Annotated in this window: 10 protein-coding genes and 1 pseudogene; 3 read left to right on the top strand and 8 right to left on the bottom strand. The window is 71.3% G+C overall.

The window, feature by feature from the left end; translation table 11 throughout:
- Positions 1-147 precede the first annotated feature (147 nt).
- The 5 genes from A3IC_RS0145385 to A3IC_RS0145405 all read right to left on the bottom strand — a co-directional run bounded on the left by A3IC_RS0145385 (position 148) and on the right by A3IC_RS0145405 (position 8,121).
- Positions 148-1,935, bottom strand: coding sequence for an LCP family protein (locus A3IC_RS0145385; RefSeq protein WP_020556705.1), 1,788 nt, complete (start codon positions 1,933-1,935; stop codon positions 148-150).
- Between the two features lie 391 nt (positions 1,936-2,326).
- Complete coding sequence (locus tag A3IC_RS0145390) at positions 2,327-3,835, bottom strand: LCP family protein (protein WP_020556706.1); 1,509 nt, start codon at positions 3,833-3,835, stop codon at positions 2,327-2,329.
- 153 nt (positions 3,836-3,988) lie between these two features.
- Positions 3,989-5,635 carry an LCP family glycopolymer transferase gene (locus tag A3IC_RS60330; RefSeq protein WP_020556707.1) on the bottom strand — a complete coding sequence of 549 codons (1,647 nt, stop codon included), beginning with the start codon at positions 5,633-5,635 and terminating at the stop codon, positions 3,989-3,991.
- 260 nt (positions 5,636-5,895) lie between these two features.
- A complete protein-coding gene (locus A3IC_RS60335; protein WP_020556708.1) occupies positions 5,896-7,278 on the bottom strand; it encodes an LCP family protein in 1,383 nt (460 codons plus the stop codon).
- 96 nt (positions 7,279-7,374) lie between these two features.
- Entirely contained in the window at positions 7,375-8,121 is a 747-nt protein-coding gene (locus A3IC_RS0145405) for a TIGR03089 family protein (protein ID WP_020556709.1), read from the bottom strand.
- Between the two features lie 125 nt (positions 8,122-8,246).
- On the opposite strand from A3IC_RS0145405, the gene A3IC_RS0145410 reads away from it, so the two are divergent.
- Positions 8,247-9,386 carry a peptidoglycan recognition protein family protein gene (locus A3IC_RS0145410; protein WP_020556710.1) on the top strand — a complete coding sequence of 380 codons (1,140 nt, stop codon included), beginning with the start codon at positions 8,247-8,249 and terminating at the stop codon, positions 9,384-9,386.
- 166 nt (positions 9,387-9,552) lie between these two features.
- Here the strand turns inward: A3IC_RS0145410 and A3IC_RS60340 are convergent, their stop codons facing one another.
- Positions 9,553-10,779: a glycosyltransferase family 4 protein gene (locus A3IC_RS60340; protein ID WP_020556711.1), complete on the bottom strand. Its 1,227-nt coding sequence runs from the start codon at positions 10,777-10,779 to the stop codon at positions 9,553-9,555.
- Between the two features lie 82 nt (positions 10,780-10,861).
- Here A3IC_RS60340 and A3IC_RS0145420 point away from each other — a divergent pair, with 82 nt between their 5' ends.
- Both A3IC_RS0145420 and A3IC_RS60345 read left to right on the top strand, forming a co-directional pair.
- Positions 10,862-11,791, top strand: a complete 930-nt coding sequence (locus A3IC_RS0145420; RefSeq protein WP_020556712.1) for a DNA-3-methyladenine glycosylase family protein — start codon at positions 10,862-10,864, stop codon at positions 11,789-11,791.
- A gap of 199 nt (positions 11,792-11,990) precedes the next feature.
- Positions 11,991-12,434, top strand: a pseudogene (locus A3IC_RS60345) (SRPBCC family protein); the annotation flags it as partial.
- Positions 12,435-12,832: 398 nt separating this feature from the next.
- Here A3IC_RS60345 and A3IC_RS0145430 read toward each other — a convergent pair.
- Complete coding sequence (locus A3IC_RS0145430) at positions 12,833-14,167, bottom strand: coenzyme F420-0:L-glutamate ligase (protein ID WP_020556714.1); 1,335 nt, start codon at positions 14,165-14,167, stop codon at positions 12,833-12,835.
- On the bottom strand, positions 14,167-15,129 hold the full coding sequence (gene cofD, locus A3IC_RS0145435; RefSeq protein WP_020556715.1) for a 2-phospho-L-lactate transferase: 963 nt from the start codon (positions 15,127-15,129) through the stop codon (positions 14,167-14,169). Before cofD ends, A3IC_RS0145430 begins: the two co-directional genes overlap by 1 nt.
- Between the last annotated feature and the right edge of the window lie 374 nt (positions 15,130-15,503).

The raw sequence follows: 15,503 nt of genomic DNA on the forward strand, positions 1-15,503 counted from the left end.
AAACCCATTGCGGCGCGGCGCGGCGCCCGGCCGGCGGCCACGCCCCCGACGGCCGGCGCCGCCGACCGCGCCCCCCACCGCCGACGGCCGCCCGTTCCCTCCCCGTTCGGGAGGTGGCGGGCGGCCGTCGGCGGTTGTGGGGCGCGGTTACTTGTTCTTCTTCGGGGCGCAGACGTTCTTGTCCGCCGTCTCCAGGTCGATGTTCTTCGGTGGTTCGCTCGGTGGAGCCCCCGCGGCCGGTGGTGGCGTGGCGGGGAAGTCCTTGCCGATCAGGACCTCGAAGCGGGTGAGCGTGGTGGAGGTGCTCTCGACCAGTGCGCCGTCCCCGAGGCCGGTCGCGGCGGCCAGTGCCTTCGCGGCGTCCAGACGGCCCTTGGGATAGGTGATCGTGCTCGTCGGGTGGATCTTGCCGTCCCTGGCGTTGCCCGACGCGACCGCGACGAACTTGCGCCCGACCAGGTCCGCCGCGACCTCGTTGGCGCGCTTGTTGACGCCGCCGCCGTTGCGTACGTCGACCTTGACCGTGGCCGGATCGACCTTCGGCGCCTCGGGGGTCGGCGAGGCCGCCGGCTGCTCGGTCGCGGGCTTGTCGTCCTTGGTGAGAGGCGTGTCGCTGCGCAGCATCGCCATCAGGTTGTTCGCCTCGGGCTGCTTCGGCTGCACCTTGGACTTGGCCATCGGCGGGTATTCCTCGATCGGCAGCGTCGTGAACGCCATCCGCTTCTCGGGGACCTTCTTCAACTGGTTGCCCAGCGAGATCAGCTTGTCCACGCCGCCGAGGCCGTTGTCCACCGTCAGCGACTCGACCGCGATGTTGGCGATCTTGAACATGCCTTCGACGTTGGTCAGCGACGCGCTGTTCTTCAACTTGCGGGTCAGCGCCATCAGGAACGCCTTCTGCGCCTTGATCCGGGCCAGGTCGCTGCCGTCGCCGAAGGCGTGCCGCGCGCGCAGGAACTTCAGCGCGGTCTCGCCGCTGAGGTTCTGGTCGCCGGCGTCGAGCTTGAGGTCGGTGCCGCCCTGCTGGTTGGGCAGTACCGGGTCGTTGATCGGCTCCGAGATGCACATGTCCACGCCGTCGACGGCGTCGGTCATCTTCTTCACGCCGGTGAAGTCGATCATGATGTAGTGGTCCACCTGGACCCCGAGCATCTTGTCGACCGTGGACACCGTGCACGGCGGACCGCCGTTGGCCAGGCTCTCGTTGAACGACTGGGGCCCGTTGGACGCCGGGTAGGTCTTGCCCTCCACGACGCACTTGGGTATCTGCACCATGGTGTCGCGGGGGATGCTGACCAGGGTCGCGTTGCTGCGGTCCGCCGAGACGTGCATCAGGATCGTGACGTCGGCGAGGCCCTCGGTGTGCTCGGACGCGCCGTACTTCTTGCCGAGGCCCTTACGGCTGTCGTTGCCGATCAGGACGATGTTCAGCGGCTTGCGCCCGAACGCGTCCTCCTCGGCCTTGGGAACACCTTCGCTGCCCGCGTTCTTCGCGGTGGTGGTTATTTTGCTGTCGAGGTACTTGAGGTACCCGTACGCGCTGCCGGCCAGCACCACCAGCAGGCCGACCACGGAGATGGCGATCCACTTGAGCCGCTTCTTGACCTTGCTCTTCGGCGGCCCCTCGCTCCGCGCGCCGTTGCGGGCCGCCGCGCGTCCCGCGGGAGCGCTGCCCGCGCGCTCTCGGCGCCGGGGTGGATCGTCGTCGGCTTCCCGGCCGGAGGCCGCGGCCACCGCGGACGGACGCCGGCCCTCGGGGTTCGCGGCACGCGAGCGCGGCCGGGGCACCCCGGAGCGTTCCGTGCCGGGACCGGCACCGGAACCACCGCCGGACCCGCCGGCGGGCCCGGCACCGGGGGCGCCCGGCGCCCGCAGCTCGAAGCTGCCGGTGTCCGGGTTCATCACCCACATGTCCGCGACGTCCGCGTCGTCCATACCGCCCAGGGGATCGTTGTCCCCGGGGGCACCACGGTGCGGCCCGTTCCCTCTGTTCACGCCGAGATTCCCTCCGGCTGTATCCGCCGCACGGTCCCCCCGGGCTGTGCTCGGTCCTCATGGGCGACGCCGGGGTTCCGGAGGCATCCGCACGGAACCCGACGGTGATACGTGATGGTCGGTTTGGAAGCAGCCACCATAACCGGCGAGATCTCGCCATGGTCACCGAGACTGCGAAGTCCCGACACTCGGATCGGTGGAAAAGGTACGAAACCCTTCACCGAAGGTTCCGGATCCGCTGTCGGTCGATCCTTAATCGATCGATGGGGGTCACGGACGGGCGCTTTCGCGCGTATCCCACCGCGACCCCCCTCGAGCCTGTCCGCGAGCACTACTGCTTCTTGCGCGGCGAGGCGCACTTGGTGTTGTCGGCCGTCTCCAGGTTCAGGTCGGCGGCCTTGGGCGGTTCCGGAGCCCGGCCGGGGTCGGCGGAGGTCGAGCCGGTCGGGGTGCCGTCGCCGGCGCCCGCGTCCGGGAGATCCGCCCCGATCAGCAGTTTGATCGTGGTGTCGCCGGGGCGGGCCACCTCCAGGGCGGTCTCCGGCACGCCCAGCGCGATCGCGATCGCCTTCGCCTGATCCCGACTGCCGTCGGGGTGGGTGATCCGGCTGTTGGCGTGTTCTCGCCCGTCCGGCATGGTCGTACCGGGAGTGGCCTTGAAGCCCTGCCGCTTGAGGGTTTCCACCACCGGGGTGATCCGCCTCTTCTCGGTGCCGGTGTCCACCGTCACCTTGATCCGGGCCGCCTCGCCCGGCGCGATCGTCGCCGGCGGTGGGGACGGTGTCGTGGTCACCGGCGCGGGCGGCGGATCGATCGTCGCGTCAGCCTTGGTCAACGGCCGGTCGGCCCGGATCGCGGCCCACAGGTTGTCCGCGGCCGGTCGCCTGGGCTGGACCTGGTCCGGGGCCGGACGATAGGTCTCGGTCGGCAGGGTGGTGAACGCCATCCGCTTCTCCGGCACCTTCTTGATCTCGTCGGCCAGGTCGATCAGCTTGTCCACGCCCGCCAGGTCGTTGTCGACGGTGAGCGCACCGACCGCACTGTTCGCGATCCTGAACATGCCGTCGACGTTGGACAGCTTCGCGTTGCTCTTGAGCTCGCGCGCCAGCGACATCAGGAAGACCTTCTGCGCCTCGATCCGAGCCAGGTCGCTCCCGTCCCCGAACGCGTGCCGGGCGCGCAGGAATTGCAGCGCGTCATTGCCGCTCAGGGTGTTCGGGCCGGCCGGGAGCTCCAGTCCGGTACCGCCGCGCTGGTTGGACAGGACCGGGTCGTGGATCGGCGCGTCGAGGCAGATCGGCACGCCGCCGACCGCGTCGGTCAGGTCACGGACACCCTTGAAATCGACCTCGATGTAGTGGTCGATCCGGACCTGGAGCATGCGGTCCACGGTGGCGACCGTGCAGGACGCGCCGATGCTGCGGAAGCTGTCGTTGAACTGGCCGAACCGGGCTTCGGTGACCTTCTTGTCCTTGCCCTTGCCGATCTCGCAGCGCGGGATGTCGACCATGGTGTCGCGCGGGATGTTGACGAGCGTGGCGTTCGAGCGGTCGGCGGACAGGTGCATCAGGATCGCCACGTCGGCGAGCCCCTCGTGTCCCTCGGCGCCGTAGCGCCGCCCCTCGCCGATCCGGCTGTCGTTGCCGATCAGGAGGATGTTCATCGGACTTCGGCCCTGCTCGTCCTTCGCCGCGGCCGGTGGTCGGTTGCTCTTGTCGGCGGTGATCTGGGTGTGGTGCAGCTTCCCGTTCAGGTACCGGATGTACCCGTACGCGCTGCCGGCCAGGATCACCAGGATGCCGACCACGGAGATCGCGATCCATTTGAGGCGCTTCTTCATGGTGCTCTTTCTGCGTATGCCCCGCCGGTCGGGTGCCGCAGGCTCCCCGACCTCCGTATCCGCGTCCGTGCCCATGTGTCGAATCTCCTCCGGCAACGTGCCGGGTCACCGCCGATCCGCGGCGACCCGGCCCTCCCTGTGCGATCGATGCAATCAGCCCGCGCACACGTCCTGTTCCGCCGTTCGTCCCGAAACGGTGACGATCGGGCCCGTGTCCGCGGCCGAGGTCGGCTTGGCCGACGGGGTACCGCCGCTGGTTGATGTGGGGTCGGTCGTGGAAGCCGACGAGCCCGGCGCCTTGGTGTCCGCGGGCGACCGGGTGCCGGCCCCCTTGCCGGTGCCGCTCGAACCCGGTGCGGTCGGCGTGACCGTCACCCGGTTGCCGTCCTCGTCGATCGTGGTGCGCGTGGACGGCGTCGGCGTCGCCGCCTGCTCGATCCGCACCTCGCCGTTGTTCTCGAAGCCGTTCTCGTCCTTGCCGGTCACCGCCGCGCCGACCGCGACCCGGTCCTGGCGGATCGCCTCGAACAGCCGATCGGCCTGGGGCTGGATCAGTTCGTCCCGGTTGATGTCGAGTCGGTACGGCTGCCGCGGCACGGTCAGGAACGCGACCTTGTCATTGGGGATCCCCTTGATGCTGTCGGACAGGTCCATCAGTTCCCTAAGCGAGCTCAGGCCCGGGTCGGCGGTGATCGACCGGGTGCCGGCGTCGAGGAGGTTGTACAACTTCCACGGCTGGGTCAGCATGTCGCCGACCTTGACCTTCTTAACGAGCGCGGCCAGAAAACGCTGCTGGCGAGTCATTCGCTGGGTGTCGCTGCCGTCGTCGACGTTCTTGCGGGCGCGGACGTAGCCGAGCGCCTGCTCACCGTCGAGCCGATGCTTGCCGGCGGGCAGATCGAGCTTGGCGGCGGTGTCCCGCATCGGCTGACTCAGGCACACGTCGACGCCGTCCACGGCGTTGACCATCTCCTTGAAGCCGGAGAAGTCGATCACGATGTGGTGATCGACGCGGATCTTGGTCATCTGCTCGATGGTCTTGATCGTGCAGGCCGCACCGCCGATCTCGAACGCGTGGTTGAACTGGTCGCGATACGCCCGCGACTTGCTGCCGTCCTGACGCACGCACGAGGGGATGTCGACCATCAGGTCGCGCGGGATGCTGATCGCCACCGAGCTCTTCCGGTCGGCGGCCAGGTGCAACAGGATCGTGGTGTCCGAGCGCTTGGTGCCCTCGCCGATGTCGCCGTACTGCTTGTTGTCGCCGCTGCGGTCGTCCGATCCCATCAGCAGGATGTTCGCCGCGTCGTGCGCGACGATCGGCGGACGTTCCTGCTCGGGACCCAGCTTCGCGGTCAGGTCCTCGGTGGTGATGTTGCCGTCCAGCTTGCGGTAGATCGCGTAGACCGCGATGCTGCCCGCCACCAGGCACAGCGCCACGGTGACCGTGACGCCGATCAGGACCCGCTTGTACACCCGCCGGCGTCGGTCCCGCCGGGAGAGCCGATCCGGAGCCGCGGCCTCGCCGCCGGCGGCCATCGCGGCCACGGCGGCGGCGAGCGGCTCCTCGGGGCCCGCCGCGACGGGCGGGGGCGGTACGGCCGGCGCCGACTCGGGTGCCTGGACATCCTGTTCGGGCTCGGCCTGCGGATCCGGTTCGGCGGCCACCGGCGCATCCGTCTCGGCCGCCGCGGTTCGCGGAGCCGATATCTCGGGTTCGGTCGGAGCCTCGGGCGCCGTTTCCGGGCTCGCGTCCCGACCGGGCTCGGCCTGCTTGCCGGCCCGTTCGCTGTCACTCACGTCGTGTCTGCTTCTTTCCCCAGGGCGCCCAACGCCGATCAAGAGCGACGAACCGCGCGTAGAGCGGCCGTTATCAGTGATAGACGTGCTGCCACTTCCCCGAGTTGCGTGCGCCCTTCCGCCTGTGACGCAGGTCACCGCATGAAGGCGCGACACGTCAACGCCGGAGCGGCCCGCGTATCGGCGAGCACGCTACCGTGCGCCCCCGTATCCGTCGTCGCGAAGGTGGGACGTCTGCGGACGAATGGGGTGATGGGGCGTCAGTTCGCCTTGCAGATGTCCTGATCCGCGTCCCGGATGTCCGCCTGGACCGGCGCCTTCGCCGATTCGGACGGTGCGGCGGCGGCAGTGGTGCCGGTGGCGACCACGACACCCGCCTTTCCGGCGGGCCGGCCGGGAAGGCGGGTGGGCGCGGCTTTCGCGCCGGGTGTGACGTCGACCAGGGGTGCCGCGCTCGGCGCAGCCGTCGTCGCGTCCGGTTCGAGCCGACCGTCCAGGGGCTCGTCGTGGTTGATCGCGTGGAACAGGCGCCGGGCGTCGGGCTGGATCAGCGCGACCCGGTTGTTGTCCTCCGGTGGGTTGTACACCGGCACATGCGCGAAGGTGATGTCCTTGGTCTCCAGATCCTGCATCCCGCGCGCGAGGTCGACCAGCGCCGAGACCGAGGCCAGTCCCTCGTCGGCCCGGATCGACTTGGTCAGCGCGTCGGCCAGGGCGAAGAGCCGGGACGGGCTGGAGAGCGTGTCGCTGCTGCGAATCTGCTTGGCGAGCGAGGCCACGAACGCCTGTTGCCGCTTGATCCGACCCAGATCGCTGCCGTCGCCGCCGAGCCCGATGTCGTGCCGCAGCCGCACGTAGTCCAGGGCCTCCCTGCCGTGCACCTTGCGTCGGCCCGCCGACAGCGAGATGTTGCCCTTGCGGTCCTGCACGGTCCTGGGCAGGCAGATCTCCACGCCGCCCACCGCGTCGACCATGCCCTTGAAGCCGGAGAAGTCCACGATGATGTGATGGTCCACGCGCATGTCGGTGACCTTTTCGACGGTGTTGCGCGTGCACGCGGCGCCGCCGAGTTCGAACGCCGAATTGAACATCACCCCGCGCTGCTCGGCGGAGTGCGCGCCGTCCCTGGTCACACACGAGGGCATGGTGACCAGCAGGTCGCGCGGCATGCTCATGACCACCGCGTGCTCGCGGTCCGAGGACAGGTGGACGAACAGCGTGGTGTCCGAGCGTTCGCCGTTGTCCCCGCCGCCGCCCAGCGCGCGGTTCTCGCCGGCCCGCGAGTCCGAGCCGATGATGAGCAGATTCATCGGCTTGCCCTTGCCGTTGCCGCCCACTTGGGGGCGATCGGCGTTGAGCTTGCCGTTCACCGCGTCGGTCTCGAGGTTGCCGTTGAGCCGCTGGTAGGCGACGTAGGCGGCCGAGACGCCGGTGAGCAGGATCAGCGAGATGCCGACCCCGATCGGCAGGAACACCTTGCGTCGCCGATTGCGCTTCTTGCGCGCCCGACGCGCGGCGGCCCGGCCGGGACCGAATTCGATCGGCGCGGCCGACTTGCCTTCGTGGGCCGCGGGCGGCTCGGCGGGCGCGGCGGCGGGCCGGCCCGCGTCCTTGGTCCGGTACAGGTGATCCCACGTATCCATGAACCCCACGCCTCCCCGCCTGCTGAGGGACCGCCGGGCACGGCACTACGGGCGGTCGGGGCCACGAAAGCGCAGCCCGACCCGTCTTGTCATGGCCTAGTCGGCGGAACGGGTGACGGCACGCGTGACCCGCTCCGCCTCGATTCGCCGCTCCAGCAGGGATTCATCCAGGTGACGGCATACGACGACGGGTACGGACGCGGCAAGCGGTGCGAGCACACCCGCCCGCAGTCCACCCGTTCGGGCGAAGCTCAAAGAGGTGAGCAGGCGATCGCCGGGGCCCAGCTCCCACTCGCGCGCGGTGGTCTCGCCCGCTTCGGCCAGCTCGCCGGCCGTCCACTCGCGCCCGGACTCGGAAAGCGCCGCGGCGTCCGCGCGTACCGGAGCCTCGGGCACGAACCGGTCGCCGTGCCCGGCCACTTCCGCCGCGTAGTCCAGGAAACCGGTCGGAGGCGCGGGAAACCGCCCGCCCATCGGCCGCAGCGCCAGGGCGACCCGCTCGCCCGGGCAGGTCGCCGCGCGTTCGAGGGTGTCCGGGCCGGACACCACCACATCGGCGTCGGCGGGGTCCCCGTCGAAGCTCACCACCAGGCCCAGCGACCAGGCCGCGAGCAGCCAGACCTGGCTCTGCCAGTGCGCGGGCAACAGCAGCGAGACGCGTGCGCCGGGCTCCACCGCGAGATCGTCGCGCAGCAGGTTCGCGGTCTTGGCGACCCAGTTGTCGAACGTCGCGACGGAGAGCTCGACGCGCTCGCCGGTGGCGTCGTCGTAGAAGGTGGTGAAGGGCCGCGCGGAGTCGGCGGCGAGCGCGATGCGCAACTGATCGACCGGGGTGCTGGGCATGCGACTCAGCCTATCGAGCCCGCGAATCCGTGGCGCAAATGGGTGTAATTGTCATATTTTGCACGGGATTCACCGAGGTGCGGGAACCGGAAGAGCTCGACCGCCCACGATGGAGGGGCCTGCCCGTGTACACCAGAATCGCGTTGTCGATCGCCGCCCTCGCCGTACCCGTCGTGCTCGCCGGACCGCCCGCGCAGGCCGAGGACCGGCCGAGCACCCCCGGTTCGACGGTGACCCTCCCGTTGACCGGCGCGGAACAGCAGTCGGACGCCGCCGCGCCGCGCGCGGGCCGGACCGAGGTGCTGACGGCGGAACGCGGCACTCCCGCCTACTCGTTGGTCGGGGTCACCTGGGTCGACGCGGGCGCGGGCGCGCGGGTGGTGGTACACGTGCGCACCCGCACCGGCGGAGTGTGGAGTCCGTGGCACGAACTGCACGCCGGCGGCGAGGGAACCGGCGGAGTGGACGGCGGCCTCCGGGGTGGTACCGAGCCGTTCTGGGCGGGTCGGTCCGACGGCATCCAGGTCCGCGTGGGCGTTCCGGACGGTGTGCTGCCGCAGGACCTGCGCGCCGAACTGGTCGATCCCGGCGAGTCGATCCTGGACCGCACGCCGCCTCGTCCGAGCCGGCCCACCCACGCCGGCGGCCGCGCGATCAAGGGCCACGCCGACAGGCCGCCGATCGTGGCCCGCAAGGACTGGGGCGCCGACGAATCGCTGCGGAACGCCAAGTTCAAGTACACGAACACCGTGCGGGCCGCGTTCGTGCACCACACCGCCGACGGCAACGACTTCCCGTGCAGCGACTCGGCCAAGGTGCTCCGGTCGATCTACCGCTACCACGTCAAGACCAACGGCTGGGCCGACGTGGGCTACAACTTCCTGGTGGACAAGTGCGGCACGATCTTCGAGGGCCGGGCCGGCGGCACCGACAAGCCGGTCCTGGGCGCACACACCCTCGGCTTCAACACCGACACCATGGGCGTCGCCGCGATGGGCACCTACACCACCGCCGCGCCGCTCGGACCGATGCTGATCGCCATGTCCCGCGTGATCGCGTGGAAACTCGGCCTCGACGACCGCGACCCCAAGGGCAAGGCCACACTGACCTCGTCGGACAGCGGCAGCCGCTACGCCAAGGGCACGACCCATGCGTTCGACGTGATCTCCGGCCACCGGGACGCGTTCAACACCGAGTGTCCCGGCCAAGCGCTCTACGGCCAACTGCCCGCGATCCGCAACGACGTGGCCCTGCGGGTGGGCTGAACGCGTGCTCGCGCGCGGCCGGTCGGGCGGCTCTACGGTCGCAGGCGCGCTTGTCGGTTCGGGTCCGCCTGGTTCTCCGAGGCGCGCTTGTCGGTTCGGTCCGCTTGGTTGTCCGGGCCCGCTTGTCGGTTCGGGTTCGCTCGACCACTCGGGCCCGCTTGTCGGTTCAGGCTCGCTTGTCGACGATCTCCCGAAGCCGTTCCACCAGCGGCGCCACCACCGCCTCGGGCACGAAACGCTCGCGCGCGAGCGTGACCGCCGCGGCGCGCAACCGGTCCACCTCGGCCGGGTGCTGGGCCAACCGACGCAGCGCGTCGGCCAGCGCGTCCGAATCGCCCGCCGGCACGAACAACCCGGCCGGTCCGAACAGTCGGCGCTGCGGCGCGGTGTCCGAGGTGAGCACCGCGCACCCCGCCGCGGCCCCCTGGAAGACCTTGTTCGGCACCAGCCGCAACGCCTTGGCCCCGGTGCCGAACACACCCAGGCACACGTCGTGCGCCGCGACCAGACGCGGCAGTTCGGCCTCCGGAACCCAGGTCCGCCAAGTCACCCGCGGTGCCTCCGGGCCGACCAGATCCCGGGTCCGCTGCGCCTGTAACCCCCGACCGATCATCGTCACCGCGATCGGATAGCCGTCCAACCGACTCAGCGCGGCACCGATCACCGGCGCGCCCTGCACCGGCGAGTACAACCCGAACGAGATCACCCGCAGGTCCTCACCCGGCCGAAAGTCCGGCGCGAAATCCGCCGGGAGGCCCGCCCCGGTATCGCCCGGTGGAGCAGCGTGGGCCGGGTCCGCGCCGGAGCCGGGCGCGTCGGCACCGCCCGTCGCCGGATCCGGATCGGCGCTCGCGCGGCCCGCGTCGAACCACACCGGCGCCGCCCCGATCGGCACGACCACCGCCCGGTCGCGCTGCCCGGGCGTGAGGACCCGGCGATGCTCTTCGGTGTCCACGAGCACCAGCCGGGCCGCCGCGATCGCGGCCTGCTCGATCCGGTCCACCTTGCGCAACTCGGCCTGCGCCGCCTGGCCGAGCCGATCGGCCACGTCGTCCACGCTCTCCAAGTGGTCGAGTACCAGCGGGATGCCCGGAAACAGCCGGCGGGCGATCTGGATGTCGAGTCGGCCCTGATAGCCGACGATCACCACGTCCGGACGCGGCACGCGGCGGGCCTTGGCGACCAGCTCCGCGATGCACCGCGCGTGCCGTATCCGCTGGCGGGGGATCCCCGGATGGGCCGAGGGCGGTGGGACCATCGGCCCGGCGTCCATGTGCCCGAGGGGAACGTTGCAGGTCACCACCTCGATACCGTGGCGCCGCAAGCCCTCGATGAGGATTCCCACCCGGGGGTGGACGGTCGTGTCATAGGTGCCGAACGCCATCACCCGCATAGGTGAAGTCTGCTCTGCGCACATCGGGGCAAAACCGGGAAGGTACCGTGGCGGTCCGAACCCGGATCGCGAGGAGAGCCCGTTGTACCCGAGTGCCCGCCACCGCGTGTGGCGTCCGGGCTTCGCGCTCGACCTGCGGCTGACCATGGGCCAACTGCGTCGCGGTCACAGCGACCCCACCTACCACGCGGGCACCGACGGCTCGGTGTGGCGGACCTCGCGCACGCCGGAGGGGCCGTGCACGCTGCGGTTGATCGACCGGCCCGCGACCGGCGAGGTCGAGGCGAGCGCGTGGGGACCGGGCGCCGGCTGGCAACTCGATGCCCTGCCGGCCCTGCTCGGCGCCGAGGACGACCCGGACGCCTTCGTCGCGCTGCATACGATCGTCCGGGACGCCGAACGCCGGTTCGCGGGCCTGCGGATACCGCGCACGACGCTGGTCCTGGCCGCGCTGGTGCCCTCGATCCTGGAGCAGAAGGTCACCACGATCGAGGCGCGCCGGGCCTTTCGGCTGCTGCTGGGCAAGTACGGCGAGGCGCCGCCGGGGCCTGCGCCGACGGGCCTGCGGGTGGTGCCCGACGCGCGTACCTGGGCGTTGATCCCGTCCTGGGACTGGGTCCGCGCCGGCGTCGACGGGCGCCGCTCGCGCACCGTGATGGAGGCGGTCCGGGTGGCCGCCCGGCTGGAGGCGACCACGGCCGTGGCGCACCCCGAGGCGGCCCGGCTGCTGCAACTGGTGCCCGGGATCGGGATATGGACCGCCGCCGAGACCATGCAGCGCTCGCACGGCGACGCGGACGCGCTGTCGGTGGGCGACCTGCATCTGCCCAAGACGATCGGCTTCGCGTTGGCCGGACACGCGGTCGACGACGCCGGGATGCTCGAACTGCTCGCCGGCTACCCGGGACACCGACACCGGGCCGCGTTGTTGATCCGCATGTCGGGCGTGAAGGTCCCGCGCCGCGCGCCGCGGTACGGGCCGCGTCGGCATTTTGTGGGCGGGGCGTTGTGAGTGTGGGGCGGGGATCGGGGATCGGGGATTGTCGCGGGTGAGGCGGGTGCCGGCGGGGTGAGGGCGAGGGTGGCTGTCGAGCCGAGAGCACACTCGGGGACGTTTGTCGTCCGGGGGCTCGGGCAGCCGTTCGGGTGAAGGACCCGGCTGTGCAGCATCGCAGCACGGAACCGACACCGAGAACGAGGAGGAAGTGCTCGTGACGACCGTCCAGCACTCGATCGACGTGGACGTGCCGGTCCGCACCGCGTACAACCAGTGGACCCAGTTCCGGGAGTTCCCGCAGTTCATGAGCGGGGTCGAGCGGATCGATCAACTCGATTCGACGCGGACCCACTGGGTCACCCGAATCGCCGGAGTGACCCGGGAGTTCGACGCCGAGATCACCGAACAGCGCCCCGACGAGCGGGTCGCGTGGAAGACCGTGGACGGCCCGCACCAGGCGGGCGTGGTCACTTTCCACCGGCTCGACGACGTGCACACCAGGGTGATGCTCCAGATGGAGTTCGACCCGGACGGCCTGGTCGAGACGGTCGGGGACAAGCTCGGCTTCGTGCGTGGCCGCACCAAGGGCGACCTCGAACACTTCAAGGTGTTCGTGGAGGAGCGAGGCCACGAGACCGGCGCCTGGCGCGGCGAGGTCGAGCCGCCCGGCAGCCTCGGCTCGGCCGACCTGCCGCAGACGCCGCCTCCGCCCTACGACAGCCCCGGCATGTCGCCGACCCCCGGGCGTACCGGAGCCCCCGGCGGCGGGCACGTTCCGCCGCCGCGCCCGCAGGCACCGCCGAGCGTCGGCGGGTCCTCGGTGGGTGGCCACTGACGCGGCGTGACGCCCCCGGACATCGGCCGGACATCGCTTTCGACCCGACGTCGGCAGCGATGTGGGCCCGCCGAATCCGGGCCGGCAGCGCCAGGCGGCAGAGACCCTGCACAAAGGGGTGGGCGCGCCATCGTGATCACGATGGCGCGCCCACCCCTTGTCGTACGCCCTGGGTCCTGCCCGGCGGACCCGCCAAACCCCGCCGGACAGGGCCCGGAAAGCTAGCGCACCACGATCACGTCGTCCGCCGAGCGGGCCGGGCGCTCCCGAGGCGGCTCGGCCGGTCGGCCCACCGCGACGGCACCCATCGGGTCCCAGCCGGCGGGCAGCGCGAGCGTGGCGCGCACCACGTCGGGACAGAACATCGTCGACGACACCCACGCGGACCCCAGACCCTCCGCGGTCAGCGCGATCAGCAGGTTCTGTACGGCGGCGCCCGCCGCAACGGTGAACATCTCCCGTTCGGCCCGCGCGCGCACCGGATCCGGGTAGGTGTGCGCGCCCTCGGTGACCAGACACGGCACCACCAGATACGGCGCACCGCGCAACACGTCGCCGCGCTTGACCCGGCGCGTGATCCGCTCCTCGCCCAGCCCGTCCGCCCGCAGGTCCGCCACCCAGGCGTCGCGCATCGCATCCAGCAGCGCGGTCCGGGCCGGCGCGCTCTCCAGGAGCACGAACCGCCACGGCACGGTGTGGTGCGGGGCCGGCGCGGTGATCGCGGCGGCCACCGCGCGGCGCACCGCGTCCGGATCCACCGGCTCGTCGGTGAACGCGCGCACCGTCCGACGCGCGCCGATCGCGTTTCGGGCGCCCTCGCCGACCGCCTCCTGGGTGCCGAGCCGGAACATGTCGTCCTCGGCGCCGCGCACCAGCGGACGCACCCCGGCCCCGTCCGCGTCGGTGACCAGGTGCCCCAGTCCGCGCACGATCGCCACCGGGACCGCGCCCGCCTTGCCCTTGACCAGCTCGGCCGCGCTCGCGAGTTCGTCCACCACCGCGGTGATGGTGACCGCGAGTTCGTTGCCGTGCGTGTCGGTCCGACCCCGGTGGTCGTCCACCGCGTCCAACCCCGCCACGCCGATCGCCACGTCGGTGACCCCGGTACGCCAGGGCCGGCCGAAGGTGTCCGACACCACGACGCCCACCCGGACGCCGGCCCGCTCGGCCAGCGCCGCGCGCAACCGGCGGGCGGAGGCGTCCGAGTCCTCCGGGAGCAGCAGCAGGGTCCCGGGTTGGGTATTGGACGCGTCCACGCCCGCCGCCGCCATCACGAATCCGTGCCGGGTCTCGACGATCCGGGTGCGGCCCTTGCGCGCGACCAGGCGTACCGCCTCGGCGTCGATCACCTTCTCCCGATCGACTCCGCGCAACAACCGCCCCTCGGCCTTGCTGAGGATCTTCGAGGTCACCACGAGCACGTCGCCGTCGAGCAGGCCGGGCCCGTCCGGCCCCGCCGCCGCGTCCGCGATCAGTCGGCCCAGATCGGCCCCCTCGCCGATCTCGGGCAGCCCGTTCACCCCGAACACCGAGTAGCCGCGCGGTGGGGCGCCCATCAGCGCACCTCGTCCGCGAGTGCGAGCGCGGCGCGGGCCATCTCGGCGGTGGCCTCGACGTCGGTCATCAGCAACGGAATCGCCCGGCACGGGATGCCGGACGCCTCGACGGCGAGCACCGTGTCCGCGTCCGCGGTGTCCACCAGCCAGCCGTCCAGCAGCCCCGGCCCGTAGTGCTGGGCGACGGCCGCGGCGCTCGTCTCGACGCCGACGGCCTCCAGGACCCGGTCGGCCATCCCGCGTACGGGCGCACCGCCGACGATCGGCGACAACCCGATCACCGGCGCCTCCGCGGCCACCAGGGCCTCGCGGATCCCGGGCACGCCGAGGATCGTGCCGATGCTGACCACAGGGTTGGACGGCGGGAACAGGATCAGGTCGGCCTCGGCGATCGCCTCCAGGACGCCGGGCGCGGGCTTGGCCGTCTCGATGCCCACCGGCACGATCGCGTGCGCGGTCGGCGCGGCGCGAAGTCGCACCCAGTACTCCTGGAAATGGATCGCCTTGCGTGTCCCGGGCTTGTCGGGGTCGTCGATCACCACGTGCGTCTCGACCCGGTCGTCGCTCATCGGGACGAGTCGAACGCCGGGCCGCCACCGCGCGCACAGCGCCTCGGTGACCGCCGACAACGGGTAACCGGCGCCGAGCATCTGGGTTCGCACGATGTGCGTCGCGTAGTCCCGGTCGCCCAGCCCGAACCAGGTCGGTTCGACACCGTACGCGGCCATTTCCTCGCGAATGCTCCAGGACTCCTCGCGGCGGCCCCAGCCCTGCTCCTCGTTGATGCCGTCGCCGAGCGTGTACATGACGGTGTCGAGGTCCGGGCACACCTTGAGCCCGAACAGGTGGATGTCGTCCCCGGTGTTGCCGACGACGGTGATCTCCGCTTCCGGAACGGCCGCCTTGAGACCCCGCAAGAACCGGGCCCCACCGATGCCGCCGGCAAGTACAACGATGCGCATGGGGATCAGTCTCGCAGGCTGGTTGTTGGGCGACTTCGTCGCCGGCTCGCGAGGCGCCGCTTTTTTGCGGAGGAGCGAAGCGGAGGAGCAAAAAAGCGGCGCCTCGCTCGGGACGGTGTGTCCCTCCGCTTCGCTCCGGGGCACACCGTCCACGTTTTGCGGCTCCGCCGCTCTCCGCGCTTCGCGCGTCGATCACTGGGGGCGGGGTGGGTCGGGGGCGCTGACGCGCCGGGGGTGGGGCGGGGCGGGACGGCCGGGGTTGTGAGCGGGGGAGTGTGGTTGGTCGGGGTCGGGGGTGTGGCGAGTGTGGGCGGCCGGAGTCGTGGGCGTGGCGGTGCTTCTTGTTGGGCGACTTCGTCGCCGGCTCGCGAGGC

This window comes from Embleya scabrispora DSM 41855 (assembly GCF_000372745.1).
Lineage (GTDB): Bacteria > Actinomycetota > Actinomycetes > Streptomycetales > Streptomycetaceae > Embleya > Embleya scabrispora.

Coding starts and splice junctions, on each gene's coding strand:
- A3IC_RS60340 (WP_020556711.1), bottom strand. CDS start 10,779: ATGCGGGTGATGGCGTTCGGCACCTATGACACGACCGTCCACCCCCGG.
- A3IC_RS0145390 (WP_020556706.1), bottom strand. CDS start 3,835: ATGAAGAAGCGCCTCAAATGGATCGCGATCTCCGTGGTCGGCATCCTG.
- cofD (WP_020556715.1), bottom strand. CDS start 15,129: ATGCGCATCGTTGTACTTGCCGGCGGCATCGGTGGGGCCCGGTTCTTG.
- A3IC_RS0145385 (WP_020556705.1), bottom strand. CDS start 1,935: ATGGACGACGCGGACGTCGCGGACATGTGGGTGATGAACCCGGACACC.
- A3IC_RS60335 (WP_020556708.1), bottom strand. CDS start 7,278: ATGGATACGTGGGATCACCTGTACCGGACCAAGGACGCGGGCCGGCCC.
- A3IC_RS0145405 (WP_020556709.1), bottom strand. CDS start 8,121: ATGCCCAGCACCCCGGTCGATCAGTTGCGCATCGCGCTCGCCGCCGAC.
- A3IC_RS0145430 (WP_020556714.1), bottom strand. CDS start 14,167: ATGGGCGCCCCACCGCGCGGCTACTCGGTGTTCGGGGTGAACGGGCTG.